General features: G+C 35.4%; 14 protein-coding genes, 1 tRNA gene and 1 pseudogene. 3 read left to right on the top strand and 13 right to left on the bottom strand.

The annotated features are described in order from the left end of the window. The first annotated feature begins 5 nt into the window (after positions 1–5). Positions 6–602, top strand: a complete 597-nt coding sequence (locus ACZ42F_RS08930) for a hypothetical protein (protein ID WP_464278722.1) — start codon at positions 6–8, stop codon at positions 600–602. Here ACZ42F_RS08930 and ACZ42F_RS08935 read toward each other — a convergent pair. Together ACZ42F_RS08935 and ACZ42F_RS08940 are read right to left on the bottom strand one after the other, a co-directional pair. Beyond that, positions 595–888 carry a hypothetical protein gene (locus ACZ42F_RS08935; protein WP_464278723.1) on the bottom strand — a complete coding sequence of 98 codons (294 nt, stop codon included), beginning with the start codon at positions 886–888 and terminating at the stop codon, positions 595–597. The genes ACZ42F_RS08930 and ACZ42F_RS08935 overlap by 8 nt on opposite strands. A gap of 8 nt (positions 889–896) precedes the next feature. After that, positions 897–2237: a DUF4388 domain-containing protein gene (locus ACZ42F_RS08940; RefSeq protein ID WP_464278724.1), complete on the bottom strand. Its 1341-nt coding sequence runs from the start codon at positions 2235–2237 to the stop codon at positions 897–899. Between the two features lie 261 nt (positions 2238–2498). Here ACZ42F_RS08940 and ACZ42F_RS08945 point away from each other — a divergent pair. After that, positions 2499–2574, top strand: a tRNA-Ala gene (locus tag ACZ42F_RS08945). Positions 2575–2752: 178 nt separating this feature from the next. On the opposite strand, the gene ACZ42F_RS08950 is transcribed toward ACZ42F_RS08945, so the two are convergent. The 11 genes from ACZ42F_RS08950 to ACZ42F_RS09000 form a co-directional block, all read right to left on the bottom strand. After that, positions 2753–3454, bottom strand: a complete 702-nt coding sequence (locus ACZ42F_RS08950; RefSeq protein WP_464278725.1) for a M48 family metallopeptidase — start codon at positions 3452–3454, stop codon at positions 2753–2755. 6 nt (positions 3455–3460) lie between these two features. Beyond that, positions 3461–4483: a hypothetical protein gene (locus ACZ42F_RS08955; protein WP_464278726.1), complete on the bottom strand. Its 1023-nt coding sequence runs from the start codon at positions 4481–4483 to the stop codon at positions 3461–3463. Beyond that, positions 4464–6683: a type I restriction endonuclease subunit R gene (locus ACZ42F_RS08960; RefSeq protein ID WP_464278727.1), complete on the bottom strand. Its 2220-nt coding sequence runs from the start codon at positions 6681–6683 to the stop codon at positions 4464–4466. Before ACZ42F_RS08960 ends, ACZ42F_RS08955 begins: the two co-directional genes overlap by 20 nt. Positions 6684–6696: 13 nt before the next feature. Next, complete coding sequence (locus tag ACZ42F_RS08965; RefSeq protein ID WP_464278728.1) at positions 6697–8625, bottom strand: AAA family ATPase; 1929 nt, start codon at positions 8623–8625, stop codon at positions 6697–6699. Positions 8626–8657: 32 nt separating this feature from the next. After that, positions 8658–9074: an AAA family ATPase gene (locus tag ACZ42F_RS08970; RefSeq protein WP_464280243.1), complete on the bottom strand. Its 417-nt coding sequence runs from the start codon at positions 9072–9074 to the stop codon at positions 8658–8660. Between the two features lies 1 nt (position 9075). Further along, positions 9076–10296: a restriction endonuclease subunit S gene (locus tag ACZ42F_RS08975; protein ID WP_464278729.1), complete on the bottom strand. Its 1221-nt coding sequence runs from the start codon at positions 10294–10296 to the stop codon at positions 9076–9078. A gap of 13 nt (positions 10297–10309) precedes the next feature. Continuing rightward, positions 10310–12049 (bottom strand): GmrSD restriction endonuclease domain-containing protein, encoded by a 1740-nt coding sequence (locus ACZ42F_RS08980; protein WP_464278730.1) that lies wholly within the window; start codon positions 12047–12049, stop codon positions 10310–10312. A 13-nt stretch (positions 12050–12062) separates the two neighbouring features. After that, positions 12063–14483 carry a type I restriction-modification system subunit M gene (locus tag ACZ42F_RS08985; protein ID WP_464278731.1) on the bottom strand — a complete coding sequence of 807 codons (2421 nt, stop codon included), beginning with the start codon at positions 14481–14483 and terminating at the stop codon, positions 12063–12065. A gap of 555 nt (positions 14484–15038) precedes the next feature. Continuing rightward, on the bottom strand, positions 15039–15356 hold the full coding sequence (locus tag ACZ42F_RS08990) for a hypothetical protein (protein ID WP_464280302.1): 318 nt from the start codon (positions 15354–15356) through the stop codon (positions 15039–15041). Then, complete coding sequence (locus tag ACZ42F_RS08995) at positions 15293–16132, bottom strand: YihY/virulence factor BrkB family protein (RefSeq protein ID WP_464278732.1); 840 nt, start codon at positions 16130–16132, stop codon at positions 15293–15295. The genes ACZ42F_RS08990 and ACZ42F_RS08995 overlap by 64 nt, the downstream gene beginning before the upstream one ends. Further along, positions 16105–16296, bottom strand: coding sequence for a hypothetical protein (locus tag ACZ42F_RS09000; RefSeq protein WP_464278733.1), 192 nt, complete (start codon positions 16294–16296; stop codon positions 16105–16107). Before ACZ42F_RS09000 ends, ACZ42F_RS08995 begins: the two co-directional genes overlap by 28 nt. Positions 16297–16409: 113 nt before the next feature. On the opposite strand from ACZ42F_RS09000, the pseudogene ileS reads away from it, so the two are divergent. Next, positions 16410–19219: pseudogene (gene ileS / locus ACZ42F_RS09005) on the top strand (isoleucine--tRNA ligase). Positions 19220–19221: the final 2 nt, after the last annotated feature.

Consider the following 19221-nt stretch of genomic DNA (forward strand, 5'->3'; position numbering starts at 1 on the left):
AATCTATGTTAAAATTAAAAGGTAAACCTGTTTATAGAAAGTTAAAAACTTTTTTTATCTTCATGGAGAGGTTAATCCTCTCCTTAAAAAGAGAAGATTTTAGTGGAACTATATATTTAAATTTTCCTCAAAAAGAAGGATATTTTTTTATTCTGGAAGGAGACATTGTTGGCGGAGTTTTAGAAAATGAGGGGAAAAGACTAAGTGGCTCTAAAGCAGTGCAAACCCTTCTGGAACTGGCCCAAAAAGAAGAAGGATTGCTCTGGGTTGACGCTTTTCCCTATAAAATAATTAGCATCTTAAGCACTATCTTCTCTATCCCCTGTAATACCATCTACCAGCATCTATCTTCAGAATTTAGCCACCTGGGAATGCTTTTATCCAAACTCAAAAACAAAAATTTTAGTGGATATATTGAAGTAAACTACCAGGATAGTGCAAGGCAAGAATTGGTCATCTTAAACCAGGGCCAAATAAAACATATCTTTTCTTTGCTTCCTGACCCATCTACAAATCACATCAACATAGTAAACAATGACTTAAAAATCGTAAAGGAAAGTCAGGAAAAAAAGGCTTTCTTCAATGTCTATGAGCTTACTTAACAAAAAACTTTAACCCACCTACAGCCAAACAGGTCATGGCTATTATCTTAAAAACTACATGAATGGTATAACTGAGCAAAAAGTTATAACTGGTAGCCAAAAACAAAGCCAAATCAGAAACAAAAAGAAAACCAATAGTAGCAATAATCAAATTAATAACACTTTCTATAATACCGCCCTTATACTTTTTTCTGGCATATAAAAAAACTATTATCATTACCAGGTAAATCGTCAGGGCCAGAGCAATTAACATTACAATTTGAGTTATATCTGATACTTGAACCATATTACCTCCTAGCAGAATCTTTTTACTATTACATCCAAAACCCTTAACAACTTTTCCTTAGTCTCTGTTTGAAGATAAAATTTTTCTATATCTGTTTTGGTTTTAGCTATGTCTTCAACTATACCTTTAACCAGCCAATTACCCAGAAAGCGTTCTCCTTCTTCTAAAAAATAAAGATAAACTTCCTGAAAAATATCTACAAAAACATACCTGTCTTCTTCATCAGGAAAATATTGAATAAAGCTTTTTAAAAACCTAGGAAGTTCTATTTTATCCTTAACCAGAGAAGCTTGAATAATTTTTTGATATTCTACTGGCATTTTTTTCAAACTATTTTCCAGTAAATCAGTTATCTTGGTACCAACTTGCTTAAATAAGCCCTGATAAATAATATCAAAAATAAAAATCAAAGACTCCAAAGACTTGGACAAGCCTGCAAACTCTTCATCCTGATACTCTACTACTTCCTTTGTCCTTCTAATCCAACCCTGTTCTAAAAAGTAGTACAAAATATTGATAACAGAAGTTTCATCTCCACCACTAAAGTTTATAATCTGTTCAATATTTCTTTTTCCATCAATAAGAGAAAAGATAAATCTTTCATTGGCGTTTAATTTGCCAAGTATATTTAACCTTTCTTCTTCAATATAAGGAGAAAATTTAAAAATAACCTTGTTATCTGGAATGAGCTCTTTAAATTTACTAAAGGTAAGCTTACGCCTGGCAGCAAGGACCAAAAGGTCTAAGGGGTCATGGCGTATTTCACTTTTCCCTATTTCCCAGTCAGTAAAAAAATAGCTCCCTTTTTGCCAGTTCAAGACCTCACTTACTATTTCTTGAACCTGTAAACTGAGAATGTCTTTTAAAGTCTCCCTGGAAATTATTCTTTTCTCTACCAAAAAAGTTCCAAGCCTTTTATTTTCTTCTTTGGCTTTGAGTACGATGTTTTCCAGTTGTTGAAGAGAAATATCCTTTTGTTTAAGTAAAAAATTACCCAATCTACTCTCTGTTTTAGAACTATTGGCAAAAACCACATATCCTTTTTTGAAAAAGAGCCTGCAGGAATGTTCTTTGTCCTTAATCACTGCCATTCCAGTAAGAAGGTTGGAAGAAATGGTATAAAAGAAATAAACCACAGGGAGAATATCTATTTTGCTGCCAAAAAATATGGTCTTTGAATTTTTTAAAGGAACTGGCTCATCATAGTGTTTTCTAGAAGCAGCTATCCACTCTTCCAGGGCTCGCTCGTAGTTTTGCTCCCAATAAAAATCCATTCCCCTTTCTAAGTGATTAAAAAAGTCATTCTCAGGAAATTTTTCTTTAGTTAAAACTTCTAATTGCTCTTTCATACCTTTCTTTTACCCTCTAAAAAAATAAAAGGCAAGATATTAGAAAATATATCTTCTTAAATTGTTTTTAGCACAAAGGTTAAATTCCTTGAGCGTTGTTACAGCAATAAATCCTCTCCTTCTCGGAGAGGTGAGAGTATAAACAAATTTACACTTAACCTAATAAAGAGAAAAGACTAGAAAAAGAAAAACTATTTTAACTTTATCCAGATACAACCTGCACATTGCCAAAGCTATTTTTTTGCTTTAAAAAATTCTTATGGGGGCGTAGCTCAGCTGGGAGAGCGCAGGCATCGCAAGTCTGAAGTCGGGGGTTCAAGTCCCCTCGCCTCCACCAGAAAAAAAACCTTTTCTCTGAAGTCATTCTATGGACTGGTGGATGATGTTTAGAGTGGTGTTCTTCCCTTATCCCTAAGAGTTTAAAACTGATTTGATTGATATTTTGACCATACTTCCTGACATAGTATAGCTAATTCTTCAGGCCCCCCTAACAACATAAGATTCAGATTATACCACTATAAAATAAACTCGTTTAACTGTCGCCTAAAAATTTCCCAATTAGGCATATACCTAGTCATTATTTCTTTAAATCTTTTGTTGTGTTTGCTTTCTAGAAAGTGCACCAGTTCGTGAAGTATTACATATTCCAGATGTTTTTGTGGCTTTTTTATAAGTTCTAAATTTATCCAAATTCTTTTAGCTAAAGGATTGCAGCTACCCCATTTGGTTTTCATTTTTTTTATCTTGACTTCAGTTGCTTTCATACCTATTATATTTTCCCACTTTGGAACCAATAGGTTCAATTCTTTTTTGAGCTCCCGCCTTAACCATTTTTCGTAATATTTCTCTCTTTGTTCGCGTGTGTAATCCTTCGGAACATAAAAATAAATGTATTTTTTATTTTTTATCTCGACTTTCGGTCTATTTGCTGATTCTAACCGCAAAATATACCTCTTCCCCTTAAAATAATGACTTTCACCAGACACATATTTTCTTAGTGTTTGGCGTTCTTGATTCTTGAATGATTCCCTATGTTTTTTTATCCATTGATATTTTTTAATTACTAATAAACGAACTGCTTCATCTGAGACATTTTGAGGTACAGATACTCTTACTTTTCCATCTGGAGGCAGAACATTTAAATGATAATTCTTAATGTTTTTTTTATAAACTATCACATCAATGTCTTTTACTCTTAAAACCTTATTAGTAATCATAGCTTTCTAATACTCTTCTTGTTTTTTTACAATCTTAAAAATCTTATCCACAAGAGATTCACTTTCTCTATCATCATAACCATATTTTTCTGATTTTTCTTTAACTCCCAAAGGAGATAGTTCATTCAACACTTTTGCTATTGTATACTTTATTTGCCTTTCTTTAATCTTATTACCTCTCCAGTCATCTTTCTTAACCATTCTGATAGCTTCATCAATTTTATTAGTAACTTCTTCTATACTAAATATTATACCTTTTAAGTTATCATATATTGCTCTCTTTGCCATACTAGATCTTATACTAGAAGGATATTGCTCAGCGTTATCTTCCATATTTATCAATTGTTTGGTAAGCTTCTCTATCTGTCTTAAATACTCTTCATAGTTTATTACCTCTTTTTTACGTTGTTCTATGAGTATCTTTAAAATCTTAGACATGTTATCATAATAGGCTGGGTTTACTTCTCTTTTATCTATGAGTAATTTTCTTATGTTATTTTCTATTGTTTCAGCGATCGCTTCTTTATTTCTACCTATTTCTTTTGGTAGATTTTCTATAGTATTTTTAATCCCATCTAAAGCAATAAGTTCCAGTAATGACCTATCTTCAAAGGAAGCCAAAACTCTGCTCTCTTCTGCCTGAATATAGGAATCTATAAGATATCTCATGGCAGGATCAAACAATTTAAAATCTACATAATCACCACTCATTAGTTTCAAACTATCTCTTATAGCGGTGTATTTTTTCACTTTTTCCTTTATTTCTTCCTGCTCTTTTTCGGAATAGCCAGCCTCATCTAGTTCATTGGCTATATTGGTATACGCTCTAACTAATGAGGATACACTTTTGTAAAATTCAACTCGTAACTGTTGTTTTTCTTCAGAGTTATCACCAATGAAATATTCACCATATTCATTTATGCTTTTTGGAAAAGGGACACCTTCTGTTAAGAGTTCAATTTTTTCGAGTGCTTCATCAAGTTTTTTCTTTGCCTCCATAATCCTATCTTTAAGCAAACCATCTGACATCTACCTGGTCAAATTCTGCGAATGCTCCAGATGTGTAATCCTTAATAGCACTTTCCAGGCTATTGAATAGGTCTTGATAATCAATAATATAACCGTATTCTTTGGTAAGATCGTCGTCTTTGTCTTTATCATCCAAACGATTTACACGGCAAATAGCCTGAAACAGACCGTGGTCTCTCATTTTTTTGTCAATATACAGATAAGTAGCACTTGGTGCATCAAAACCTGTCAGAAGTCTATCAACCACAATAAGTAGCTTCATTTGCCCTGGTTCTTCTATAAACTTTTTCTTAATTTCTTTCTCAAACTTATCAATCCAGTAATCTTTTACTGCTTCGTCTTCGGATATATTAAAGAAATCGGCAATCATCTTTCTGTATACTTTGTATTTTGTTATATTCTCTTTTTCTCCTTCTTCGCCTGTTTCTTCTCCTTTAATACTTGCTATGTTGGGACGGTATGATGTTATTATTGCGACCTTATCAAACCCCTTTGAGCGGAAAAGCTCGTAATATTTGCATGCTTCGTAAATACTGCCTGCTACAAGCATGGCATTGCCCCTGCCGGTAGCCAGCCTTGGCTTGGTTTCAAAGTCAAAGATTATATCTGCTACTATTTTTTCCATTCTGCTCTGTGAGCTGTATAGCTTCTTTAACGTGCCCCAGCGCTTTTTTAGCTGTGCCTTTGCAATGTCGGATAGACCTTTGGTTTTGACCTCAAACCATTTACCTATTTTATCCTCAGATCCAAGTTTTATGTCAACGTCCCGAGCTTCGTACCTCAAATCCAGAATAATACCGTCTTCAACGCCTTCGTCAAATTTGTAGGTATGTATGTATTTGCCAAACACTTCAAGGGTAGTGGGTTTGTCCTTCTTTAGCAAAGGAGTTCCTGTAAAGCCGATAAATACAGCCCCAGGAAGAATGTTTTTCATCGCCCGGTGAAGCTTGCCTGATTGAGTGCGGTGGCATTCGTCAACAAAAACAAATATGTTTCCCTTGGGTTCAAAACTCGGAGGAAGTACTGATTCCAGTTCATTTATATACTCGTTGTAATCATCGTCAGTAGGTTCGGCTCGCCCGAATTTGTGTACAAGCGAACACATCAGGTTTTGATCTTTGCGTCCCAGTTCCTCTATCAGTTTTCTTGCAGATTTTGTTCTGTAAATCTCTTCTCCCACGCCTTTGAATACTCTTTCAATTTGTTCATCCAGTTCTATTCTATCGGTAACAATCAGCACGCGGCTATCAGTAATATTTTCCTTTATCCATTTAGCCAGCCATACCATGATTAGGGATTTGCCGCTTCCCTGAGTGTGCCATATGATACCGCCTTCTCTTTTCTTTATGCTTTTTTGTGCAGCTTTTACAGCAAAGTATTGGTTGTGGCGTGGTAGCTTTTTAATTCCAGAGTCAAAGATTACAAAGTCGTGAATAATTTCAAGTAATCTCTCTTTGTTCAAAAGACGATAAAGGTCGCATTCAAGTATATTGTTGGAAACTTCGCAGCGGTCTCTTGGCAACGATCGTGGAATCGTGGTTTTTTGATTATGATCATACTCGGGATTTTCCTCTTTCCATTCCAAATAATAACGCTCTGGAGTTTCGATAGTTCCATATTTTAAACCCTGTGAGTCGTTGCCTGCCATTATTATCTGAATTGTAGTAAAAAAGTCCTGTATAAATTCTTTCTTCTGATTATCAAGGTTCTGACGTATGCCCTCGCTAATGCTCACGCTGGATCGTTTTAGCTCCAAAACTCCAACAGCTATGCCATTGAGGTAGATGACAATGTCGGGACGCTTGGTGTGTTTGCCTGCGACTGTTACTTCCTCGGCAATGGCAAAGTGGTTGTTCTCTGGAGTGTTCCAGTCCACAAAGTTTACATGGACCGATTTGTCCGAAACTGAGGGCTTAACGTCGTGTCCATATCTAAGCAATTCGTAAAATTCTTTGTTTTTATCGTAAAGGGATTTTTGTTGATTCTCAGTTACTTTTTTTAGTTTTTCTATTGCTTTTTTTATAACCTCGTGGCTATACCCCTGTGCCAGTAGAAAGTCTGCGAGATACTCCTCTTCTATGTTTGAGTTTCCCTCTCTGGTCTCCCAGTTGCCCAGATACTCATAGCCGAGCTTCTCCTGAAAAAATTTTATAATACGGTTCTGGGTATTTCTTTCGGGTTGATTTATAGGTATACTCATTGTAATACCTCTTTTATGAATTAATGGAATTTAGTAATGCTACATATTGATCTACATCTTTGCTTTTTATTGTATCTAAAATTAATTGAGCCACCTTTTGGATTTCTGTAATTGCTTCAACTGGCTGCTCTCCTCTTTCTAAAACTCCTTTTAAATGAGAATATTCATTGTTTAATCTATTGATTAAACTAGTATAGATTTCTTCACCAAAAAATTTTTTCTTCTTTTCATCATCATCTGAATAATCTGGATATTTATAGAACAAATAAATTTCTAAGAATTTTCTAGCATTATTACCAAAATTATAAAAAGCATGATAATTAGAATCATCAATATTCTGAGTTGCGCATATGTATATTTGATGAAACAAATAGTTAAATTCAGTAAAATACTCTTGTAGATATTTAGGCATTTGGCTAATTATTGAATGATTGTTCATCCTTTCAATAAATAAATATAATTTATTATAATTTTTATTATTCTCATTTTTTCCATTCAATCTCTTCAAATATTTTAAAAACTGCAAATTATGTGTAGTAATAAATAATTGTTCAAATCTTTGCTTATTAACTATACCAGCTTGTATTAAAGAAAAAATAAAATAAACATGATTTTGGTCCAGGCTGGATATAGGATCGTCAATCCATATTATTGGTTTAGCATCAGATGTTTCTATATCATCTAATTTTGCCATAAAATAGCAAAAGGCGACAAGAGTTTTCTCTCCTTCGCTAAGGTTATAAGCAATTGAATCTCCCCTGAATACTTTAAATTTAATCTGCTTGTCCTCAGTAAATTCGTCTGAAGTTTCTATTGGTTGAAGAGATAAGTAATGATGTCCAAAATGATTATGTAGATATTCATTTATTTTTTTAGCAGCTAACCCTTCATTTTTTAACTGCCTTTTTTTGTTTTTAATTTCTGCAAGTGTATTATTTATTTGTCTTTCTACCTTTTCATATTCTATTTTAGCCTTTTCAGATTCATTTTCTAATTGTTCAATTTTAGATTTTTTTTCTTCATAATTTATTGTATTGATATAATCAAAAACTTCTTTATGCCTCAATTTTTCTTTAGCTTCTCTCTGTTTCTCTTCAAGATTTTCTGTAAAATTATTTACTCTTTTCACCAATTCTTCGAACTTGATAAACACTTCTTTTAATTTGTCTGTATAATCTGCAACATCTTGAAATTTTTTTTCATTAATAATATCAAGTTTCCTTTCTTTTAATTGGACTTTTAATTTCTCCAGTTCTTTTATAATATTAGCTGAAACTGCTTTATACTCATCATTTAAGTTCTCTACATCTTCATGAAATTTTGAGTAAAACAAGTCTTTATCAACAATAAAACCTTTTTTAACTTTTTCTATAGATTTCTCTATTTCATTTATTGTATTATCAATTTCTTTTTCCAGCTTTTTAGATTCTTCATCAAAATGTCTTTCTAATTCATTCCAACGATCATCTGATATGGGATTTCCACAAAATGCACATAATTTCAACCGTTTTTCTTCGTGTAGTTTTTTACCCTCTTGGACCCACTTATTTAATACTGCATCTTTTACTAGCTGTTCAATTTTTTCAGTTTTAACTACTTGCATCTCTACTAACTCGTTTGTCTTATTCTTTAAATGTTCAAAGTCTATATCAACGGCAGATAATGAATTAAGTTTTTCTTTAGGTTTTTGATAAATTAAATCCTCTAATTTTTGTTTTTCCTCTTCTGAAATAATAGAATCTTTATTTGATAACACATATTCGATATCATTCTTTAATTTTGATATATTATAGTTTAGATCACCAAATTTATCGGCATGATACTTAATTCCAATAGTTCTATCGGTAGCCTTTTTTTTTAATTGGTCTTCCAGCTCTTCTTTAGCTTTATTATAAGCACTTTCCTTATCTTTTTTGATTTTTTCTTTTTCAATTAACTCCATATATAACCCTGTTGGTTCAGGTTCTCGGGCACCTAGCTTTTTTCTAAATCATTTATCTCTTCCTGTAACTTCACATTTTCTCCTAAAACTGCAAAGGGTTCTATGTCTTTATCAGGATCAACAATAAAGCCGAGGTGTTTCCTGACAAAGTCTTCATTAAACACCCTGACAGGAGTCTGAAAACTACTAAAATTTGAATTTGTTATTTCATCTTCTTCTAAAGTTATTAATTCAAATTCTGGATTATAAATACTATCTGGTAACTCTTTGTATTCTAAAATTTGAATAATCCTTGATAAAGTAGTCTTTCCTGAATAATTTCTACCATATATAATATTTATATCTTGTAAAGTTAAAACATTACCATTTTTATCTGTTACATGGTTATCCCAACTAAAATTTTTAAATATACCAAAATTTTGGATGTTAATCTTCTTTATTCTTGCTATATTACCAACCTTTTATGTTGTTTTTAAGCCTGATTTTTCCGGTTAGGAGCTGCTCCATAAGGCCCTTTTTAATCATTTCATACTTTTCTTTTTTCTTTTCCAGTGCTTCAATTTCTGCATCCATGTCGGAGAGGATTTGCGCAATGGCTTGTTGCTCTTCGAGGGTAGGGGGAAAATATATCATTAAATTTTTTAATTGTTCCGGATATACATGTGGTTGTGCACCACCAGTTTGGAGTTTAATAATATCATTTTGTTTTAATTTAAGGAAATGATAAAGAAATTTTACATCATAATTATTATTTTCTTCAATAGTAGAACAATCAGATGCAAAAATAGGATAAGGATAGAAGTTTACATAACCAGCATTTGCTCCAGATGCACTTATAGTTATTGTATTAGGGCCTCGGTTTGATCTGTTATGGTAGTAAGTTGGTTCAATTCCACCCCCTATTACAGGAATATTACCTTTTTTAGCAGTTTTTTCTGTTATCAAATCACCTTTCTTTATTTCTGCTATCTCCCCCAGCTTTTTCTTCACCCACTCTCCGGTAAACCCTGGCAGTCGCCTCTTGCCGGTAAGCAGCTCTTGCATAGCGCCTTTTTTCATCATTTTCTTCTTTTCTATAAGCTTGTCCAGGCTCTCAATCAGCCTGTCCACATCCGACAGAACCCGTGCAATGGCCCGCTGCTCTGAGAGGGGTGGGAGAGGGAAAATAAAATTCACAAAATCTTTTTGATATAAATGAGAAATTGTAGAGCCTGCTGAAAGTTTTTCAAGAAATCGTTTAAAATATTTTGAGTGAAATAAATAAAAACCAAATAACGGTATATAAACGTAATTTTTAGGTCTCACAACAAAGATTCCGCTATTCAGTGTTGATGGTTTAGGTGGGGTCTCACATACATAAGCAATTTTACCAATGGAACCATCTTTAGTAATCAAAATATCTTCTTTTTTTATTTGTATATTTTTATCTTGTTCATATCGTTTTTTACTCACAAAAACTACATTGTCCCATATTATTTGCCCATTTTCGAAATCAGTACCAGTTATCAAATAATAATCCCCTTTGGTTAGATATTCAGACTTTTTTAAACCCTGCCACCCTATTCTGGCTTTTAAAGTAGAAATTCGCTTTAAATCATAAACTTCCCAATCCTGGGGGATTATGCCAATTTCTGTTTTTTTGTAGCCCTGTGGAATTTTCTGTTCCTGCATTTTGTTTCCTCTTTTAGAGATTATAAAAATATTCTTTTATCTTCTGAGCCATTAGTTTTCGCCTTTCTCGCAGAAAATCAAAGTACTCCATATTTGGAAACTCATCTGGCAAGTCATAAGTTTTATAGATTTGATTTATTTCTGTCTCACTAAGACCTTTTACAAAAACAGGCCAATAATCCTCTGGTTTTTTATCACTTATCTTTATATTATCTTTGTATTCAATATAAACAAAGTTGGCTACCTGATTATATTCTTTTCTTTTTAAACCATGCACTTTTGCTAAATAATTTTTGGGATAAATATGATGTAATTCTAAGGCTTTTTTGGGACTTTTGAATTGCGGTTTCAAATAGTCTCTTAGCTTAACATCGGAAAATAAAACATTGCAATCGTTCCGTACCAAAGCAGCTAAATACACTAAATAAGCAAAGTTGCGAGTAGATGAACTTTCTAATTGTTCTGGCAGAATTGTGTTCCAAAAATCTTCTGAAAGATATGTTTTTATATTATTCTGGATAAATTCTATAACTCCTATATCTTTAATTTTATTGAAATCTTCTTCTATAGTTGACTCTGGAGAGCCTGTATATCTTTGAGTTATAGTTGAAAAAACAAACCATTTTCTTATTAAAGATTCAATTTCTTTTGTAGAAAGATTATGTTTTGAATCTAATAATTTTAAATAGATAGCATAAGTAATGAAAAATGCAACCTTTGAACTAATTAAAAATTCTTCAATAAAACCAGCACTGTAAATAATTTTAATGTAATCATGCCAATTAGTTAAATTTAAAGCTTTATCTTGACCTTTTTTAAATTGCTCAAAATTTTTGTCTCTTAATTCTGTAGAGATTTGACGATTTTCTAAATCACGACCTTTTAATATTAAATAAGCATATTTCAAACGTCCACGATCAAAAGAGTATCCAACAATTGCACGTATAAGTTGTTCAGGAGTTGGTTTAATCCCTATAATATTATAAGAAGAAGGTTGATTATGTTTCGGAGGTTTGTGAGATTCTTTGAAAAAATTTTCCAGCTGTTCACGACCTTCTGGCCAATACACAGACATAAGTGTGAGTATAAAGTCTGATTGACTCAAAGTTTGACCTTTGCTATTTATACGAACAAATATCTCAGAAACTTCTTCAGGATCCAAATCTGTAGAAAGTTCAATAACCTGAAAAGGGAAATTTAATATATTCCTGACTTTTTCAATTCTTTGAGCAATTATATTTTTACCAATATCAATAGATAGGTTTTCAATTTTGGTTAGATAATCGTTTATTATTTCAAAACTTGAACCATTTTCAAAAAGTACACTAATATCAGGAATCCACTCCTTGCTTTTTTCTATAGCAGCGTTATATACTTCAAATTTCTCTTCTATCGGATTAAATGCAATTTTAATTTTGAATTTATGAATATTTTTAGAAATAATTTCTTTGTTTTTAATTATTGAATATAAAGAAGTTAAACGTTGCTGTCCGTCAATCACAAGAAAACGTGGGTCTCTTTTATTCTCTTGATTTATTTTTTTAAAATTATTTGCTTCTAATATCTCCCACAGGATAATAACACCAACAGGCAATCCTTTATAAAGAGAATCGATCAGATCTCTCGCTTTGGTAGTATCCCAAACAAATGGTCTTTGCAAATCAGGCAAAGCAATATTGCCTGTATCAATGTCATTAATCAAATTTTGTAATGGATAAGTTTTATTAGTAAATGTTAAGTTTGTATTTTTCATAATTCTATCCCTTTTAAATTTCAAACCCCATTATTTTTAGATGCTGTTTAACTTTTTGTTCATATTCTTGCACTTGCCGCTCTATCTCAGGAAGCGGCTCGTCGTACCTTTCGGCAAGCTCTTTTACTCTGTTGGTTACCTCCAGAATTATGTTATCCAGCTCGTCGCGTATGCCTTGTTCCAGGCTGGCAAGCCATTTTTTCTCTACTACAAGACGTTTTACATCTTCTTCGTTCAGCTGAGAGTATTTTTGCAGCAGCTTTTCATCCAGTTCTTTCTCCAGTGTTTTTATTTGCTTTTTAATTTTTGCTTCTTGATCCATAAGTTTTTGGTAATCAAGTAAGACAGTAAGCTCATCTTTGAACTCATCCTCATTTGTTTTTAGTTCTTTGATTTTTGCCAGCAATTCCTTTTTGGTAATATTGCCGCTTTGGTTTTTCACTTCTTCCAGTATTCCCTCTTCACTGCCATATTCTTCTTTCATCCCTTCCATTTTTTGCTGTATCTCTTCCAGTTGTGTCTCAAGCTGTTCTATTTTTTCCTTTTCCTGGTCAAAATATTCCTTAATAACAATCTCCTTGGGCAGCAGGTCGCATGCCCATCCTTTGTCTACTTCTTTACCTTTTTTGTTTTCCTCTATAATTCTATACGTTTTTGCCACCCATCCTTCTTCTATGAGCATATACACATCGTCTTTCATCTCCTCATCCCAGTAGTCCATAAGAATCTGATATATGGCGTATTCGTCTACTATCTCCATTGTTCTGTAAGTATCCAGCAAGCTCTCTGATATCTTTCTTATAAAATGCCTTGGATTGGTGTTTTCATCAATGGACTTCATAAATTCGAGGTTACTATGCTTCCACTGGTCAAATAGGTGCATCGCCTGGTTTATAAAGTGCTGGACTTCGGGGCTTTTCTCAATAAAGTCCTGCAGCTGATCAGGCCGGATTTTCATCTCATAATATCCACTACTGTTTAGGTCAAAGAGTGCTTCTTTAAGCTGTGGGAACACAGCCCATGCTTCCATCTTATCAATGTCTCGGCGTGGTATGCCATCATGCAGATGAGCATAAATGTCCTGAATATCTTCCTCTTCTGTGCTATCAATGTATCTTGGAATATTTAGGTTGTAGTCATTATTTTTAATCTCTTCCATGCTAACCATTCGGGAGTAGCCAGGAATTTCATCAAAATTATGAAATGTAGTAACTATTTTGTGAATATCCCTTTCTCTCAGACGGTTTTTGGCTCCGTCTTTTCTGAATCCTTTTGAGGCATCAATCATAAAAATGCCTTTTCTGGCAGAGGCGTTTTCTTTGTCAATAACCATTATAATAGCAGGTATGCCTGTGCCATAAAACAGGTTCGGAGGTAGTCCGATAATTCCCTTTATATATCCTTTTTGTACTAAATTACGCCTGATTACAGCCTCGGCTCCGCCTCTAAATAGCACTCCATGGGGCAGGATAATAGCACCTTTGCCTTTGGGTTTTAGTGATTTAATTAAATGAAGCAGAAATGCATAATCACCATTTTTGGCTGGAGGTATGCCATCGTCAAAACGGTGGTATGGATCGTTTTCAACCTTTACACCATTCATCCAGTTTTTTTGTGAAAAAGGAGGATTAGCAACTGCAAAATCAAAGGTTTTAAGCGAATCATCATTTTTAAATTTAGGATCAACCAGGGTGTTTCCCTGCTCAATAACAGCATCGGGCCGCCCGTGCATAATCATATTCATTCTTGCCAGGTTTGCCACATCTATGTCTATTTCCTGGCCATAAAGGGATATATCTATACCTGTTTCGCTCTTTGCTTCGTCGGCTACTTTCAGAAGGAGAGATCCAGAGCCACAAGTTGGGTCATATGCTGTTTGATCTGGAGAGCTGACTTTATCCACACCAATTATTTTTGCCATTATTCTCGAAACCTCGGCAGGCGTATAAAACTGTCCCTTGCTCTTTCCTGCTTCGGTGGCAAACTTCTTCATGAAATACTCGTACACATCACCCAGTATATCATCGCCTTCGGCTCTATTACTCTTGAAATTAAGATCTGGATTTTCAAAGATTGCCACAAGACTGGTAAGTCGATCTACTTTCTCTTTCCCTGTGCCTAACTTGCTACTATCGTCAAAATCTATTCGGTCAATAACACCCTTGAGTTCGTTTTCTTCGGCAAGTTTTGCCAGCACTTTATTTATCCTTTCACCAATATCGGACTTTCCTTTTGCCTCAATAAGGTCGTCAAAACTACCACCTTCTGGTACCAGGAATTCAGCATAGGGATCACCCTTATATCTATCAGTAACATACTTAATAAACAATATGGTCAAAACATAATCCTTGTATTGGCTTGCATCCATTCCACCACGAAGGGCATTAGCTGCTTCCCACAGATGGCTATATAACTGGGTTTTCTTCACTGCCATAAATTTTCTCCTTTATTCTGTTAGCTTTATTTTAACATATATTTTTTAGCTGTTTATATTATGTTTACAGCATATACAAAGTTCAAGAAAAGTCAAAACAAAGGCAATCAAAGTTAAGAATTTGAAAAAACTACTTCAAATCTTAAATACTCACCCTTAAGCTACATATAATATTTTATCACTATCCAAAAAAATCATGCTTAGAAACCAAGATATCTCTTCATCCTTTGTCTTCTAGGGAAAATAATACAATGCTCCAGGCAAATCAACAACAAAAATTTTAACTTAACTAGTATTCTAAGTTATTTAATTTAACAAAACTTGTTAGTTTTGTTTTTGTCTAAGTTTAACTGAAAAGTGTACAGCTATATTTTACCCTAAGGTCTATACAATAGAATACGACTTTACAAGGAATAAACCTATTAAAACAATTTACATCAAGAATTAAAAGTGATTTTATATGGTGGTGAGCTAAAAAATGATTCTAAAAAACTTATTTAAAAGCAAAGTGCTAAAGATAAAAATATAGTTCCTTATCCCTCGCCTCCACCAAGACTACTTCAACAAATCCACTACCAGACATTGACTTCCCTTTTGTTTTACCTTTTCCTCCCATTTTTTTACTTCTAAGGAAGTGGCTTCTTTGCCTTCTTCCTCCCAGAGCTCCCAGAATTGTTCCACGGTTAAGCTATGAGGAGAAAAAGCAGGTAAAAGCATTTTCTCTTCTTCCCAAAGAATTTTAACCAGTCCAGCTCCAACCAGGTGCTTTTCTATTTTTCTACAGGTTTCCACCCCAACAGGTAAGTCTGCTAATAATTCCTGAACGCTAACTCCTCCTCCTTTTCCAGAAAGTGCTTGCCCAACTTGGCCCAACAATACAAGGAAAGGTATTTTAAATCCTTTAGGGAAAGGGTATGGTCTCTCTTTTTTAACAGGGAAAAATTTTGTAGGACAAAGGCCATTTCTGCTCCCAGCAATACCAGGCTCCAACTCCAATTTAACCAGAAGACAAAAAGGGGAAAGGCAGCAAAACTACCATAGATGGCATTAAATCTGGCCAAATTCACCTGGGCTACCACAATCATCTTTTGCAAAATCAAATACAATATAGCGATAATAAAGCCAGCAACAAAGGCTGGTTTTAATTTTACTTCTGTGGAGGGAATGACAATATAAAGAAGAGCAAAAAGGCAGGTAAATAAAAAAAGGGGAACAAGTTTTAAAAAAAGAATAGAAATCCAGGAAATAAAAAAAGGTAATCCCAAAGTCCAGAGAGAAAGTTTTTTGGCCAAATAAAGGGCAAGACTATTGGCGGTTATAAATAAAAAAGGAACTAAAATAAAAAGAGACAAATAATCTGTAAACTTTCTGGTCCAGCTTCTTCCCCTTTCTACTCCCCAAATTTCATTAAAAGCAGTCTCTATCTGGGAAAAGACCTTAATTACAGTCCAGAAAAGAAAAATCACCCCAATACCAGCAACCACTTCTCCTCTGGTTTTCTGGAGTAAGTTGTGCGCAAATTCAATGGCTTTGGAAAGGGCTTCTCCTTGTTCTGCCAGATTACTCAAAAGTTGTTTTTCCAAAAACTTATCCAGGCCAAAACCTTTGGCCACAGCAAAGGCTAAGGCCAAAATGGGAACCAAGGACAAAAGGGAAAAAAGGTCAGGGCAGCAGCAAAAAGGTTTCCTCTATCTTGGAGAAAACCCTCTCCAGCCAAAAACAAAACCCGTAAGTAATGGAAAAAGCGGCCTTTTAACCCTTCTTTTTCTTTCTTTTCCCACAAAAAAACTTCAATGGTTTTGAGTAAGTCCATCCTTACCTCTTTTTACTGCCCAGAGGGCTTTTACTTGACTTGTGTTTTACTCTATTTAAGACTACATAACCTTAATTCCGTCAAGCAAAAAACTTAAGGAGGCCTGATAAACAATGAGCGACTATAAAGATACCCTTAATCTCCCTAAAACTTCCTTTCCCATGCGTGCCAATCTCACCAAAAATGAACCCAAAATTCTGGAATTCTGGAAAAAAATAGATGCCTATCAAAAAATGATTGCCAAAAATAAAGATTGTCCCCGCTATACCTTACACGATGGTCCACCTTATGCCAATGGCCACATCCACCTGGGAACAGCTATGAACAAAATACTTAAGGATATTGTGGTCAAATATAAAAACCTAAGTGGCTACCAGGCAGAGTTTGTACCTGGTTGGGACTGTCATGGTTTACCCATAGAACTAAAAGTAGAACAAAACCTGGGTCTGGACAAAAAAAGCCTGCCCCTTACTGAAATAAGAGAACAGTGCCGCCAGTATGCGCTGAAATTTTTAGACATTCAGCGTTCAGAGTTTAAACGCCTGGGAGTGCTTGGACTTTGGGACAAACCTTATCTGACCATGAGCCCAGAGTATGAAGCTGCCACAGCCAGAGAGCTGGCCAACTTCATGGAGCGGGGGGCAGTAAAACGAGCTAAAAAACCCATTCACTGGTGTATTTCCTGTAAAACAGCCCTGGCAGAAGCAGAAGTAGAGTACAAAGACCATACTTCTCCTTCTATTTATGTCCGTTTTCCCTTAACTGACCCCAAGGTAAAAGAAAAATTTCCTCAACTACAAGGAAACACCTACGTCATCATCTGGACCACCACTCCCTGGACCTTGCCTGACAACATGGCTGTAGCTGTGCACCCTGAATTTGACTATGTATTTGTACGCGTCAAAGAAGAAAACTATCTCCTGGCCCACTATCTTCTGGCCACTTGCAGTGAAATCTTTGGCTGGGAAAACCCGGAAATACTCCTGCAAGTAAAAGGAGAAGAACTAGAAGGGCTTAAGGCCACTCACCCCTTTTACCACCGTCCTTCTCCTCTGGTCCTGGCTGATTATGTCACCTTAGAAACAGGTACAGGTTGCGTGCACACTGCTCCTGGACACGGACAGGAAGACTATGAAACAGGCTTGCGTTATAATCTGGAAATTTTGTCTCCCTTAAACGACAAAGGAGAATTTTTAGAATCCGTAGAATTTTTTGCAGGCCTCAATGTATTTGCAGCCAACCCTAAAGTTATTGAAAAACTTAAAGAAGTTGGTCACTTGCTGGCTGAAAGCAAAATTTCGCACTCCTATCCTCATTGCTGGCGCTGTAAAAAACCAGTGATTTTTAGAGCCACTACCCAGTGGTTTATTTCCATGGAAGCCAACAACCTCAGGCAAAAAGCCCTGGAAGCCATAGACAAGCAGGTAAAATGGATACCTGCCTGGGGAAGGGATAGGATTTACAACATGGTAGAGCAAAGACCAGATTGGTGTATCTCCAGGCAAAGGGCCTGGGGTGTACCCATTATTGCCCTGGTCTGTAAAAAATGTCAGGAGGCCTGGTATGATGCTAAGTGGGCCAAAGAAATTGTAAATCGCTTTGAAACCCATCCCAGGGGAGCAGATTATTGGTTTGAAGCTTCTCTAGAGGAAATTGTGCCTGCAGGTCTTACCTGTCCTCACTGTGGTGGTAGTGAATTTGAAAAGAAGACGACATCCTGGATGTGTGGTTTGACTCTGGGACCAGTTTTGCTGCTGTGGTAGAAAAAAGGCCAGAGTGTGATTTTCCAGCTGACCTCTATTTAGAAGGTTCAGACCAGCATAGAGGCTGGTTTCACTCTTCTCTTCTGGCCAGCATAGGCACCAGAGACCTGCCACCTTACAAGGCAGTACTCACCCATGGTTATGTAGTAGATGGTGAAGGCAGAAAAATGTCCAAGTCCATTGGCAATGTGGTTGCTCCCCAGGAAATCATAGACCAATACGGAGCAGAAATTTTACGCCTGTGGGTTTCCTCTGTAAATTATCAAGAAGATTTACGCATCTCCAAGGAAATTTTAACCCGTCTGGTGGATGCCTATCGCCGTATCCGCAACACCTGTCGCTTTATCCTGGGTAATCTAAAAGACTTTGACCCTCAAAAAGACCTTTTGCCTGCAGACAAGCTTTTGCCCCTGGATCGTTATGGTTTATACCTCACCTTACAGGCGCATAAAAAAATGCAAAGGGCCTATGAAAACTTTGAATTTCACAAGGTATTCCATACCTTGCATAAACTCTGCGTAACCGAGCTTTCTGCCTTTTATTTGGACATTTTAAAAGACCGCTTGTATGTAAGCCATCCAACCAGTCCAGAAAGACGCTCTGCCCAAAGCGTCCTTTATTCCATTCTCTTTTTACTTCTGAAAAACATTGCTCCCATTTTAAGTTTTACTGCAGAGGAGATTTTTCAGCACCTTCCAGAACCCCTGAAACCTCAAGTAGATACTGTATTTGGCTACAATTTTAGTGAACCTGAACTAGACTTTTTGGCAGAAGAAAAAGAATTCTGGGAATTGGTTTATAGCCTGCGAGAAGAAGTTACCAAAGCCATAGAGCCCAAGCGCAAAGAAGGCATTGTAGGGCACTCCCTGGAGTGCAAGATAACCCTTTACCTTCCAGAACAACTGGCTGAACTTAAGGGAAAAGAGGAATTGTTAAGAGAAGTTTTTATTGTGTCTCAGGTGGAATTAAAAACCGAAGAACCCTCAAAAGAAGTATTTATTAGTGAAGAAATTGAAAATCTGAAAATTGAAGTAAGTCAGGCTGAAGGGGAAAAGTGCGAACGTTGCTGGATATATCATCCCCAGACAGGCACCCATGACTCCTTTGAAAAGGTCTGTCCTCGCTGTGCCCGGGTATTAAAAGAACTGCAAGGAGCATAAAC

It is taken from the genome of Desulfonauticus autotrophicus, from assembly GCF_055381725.1.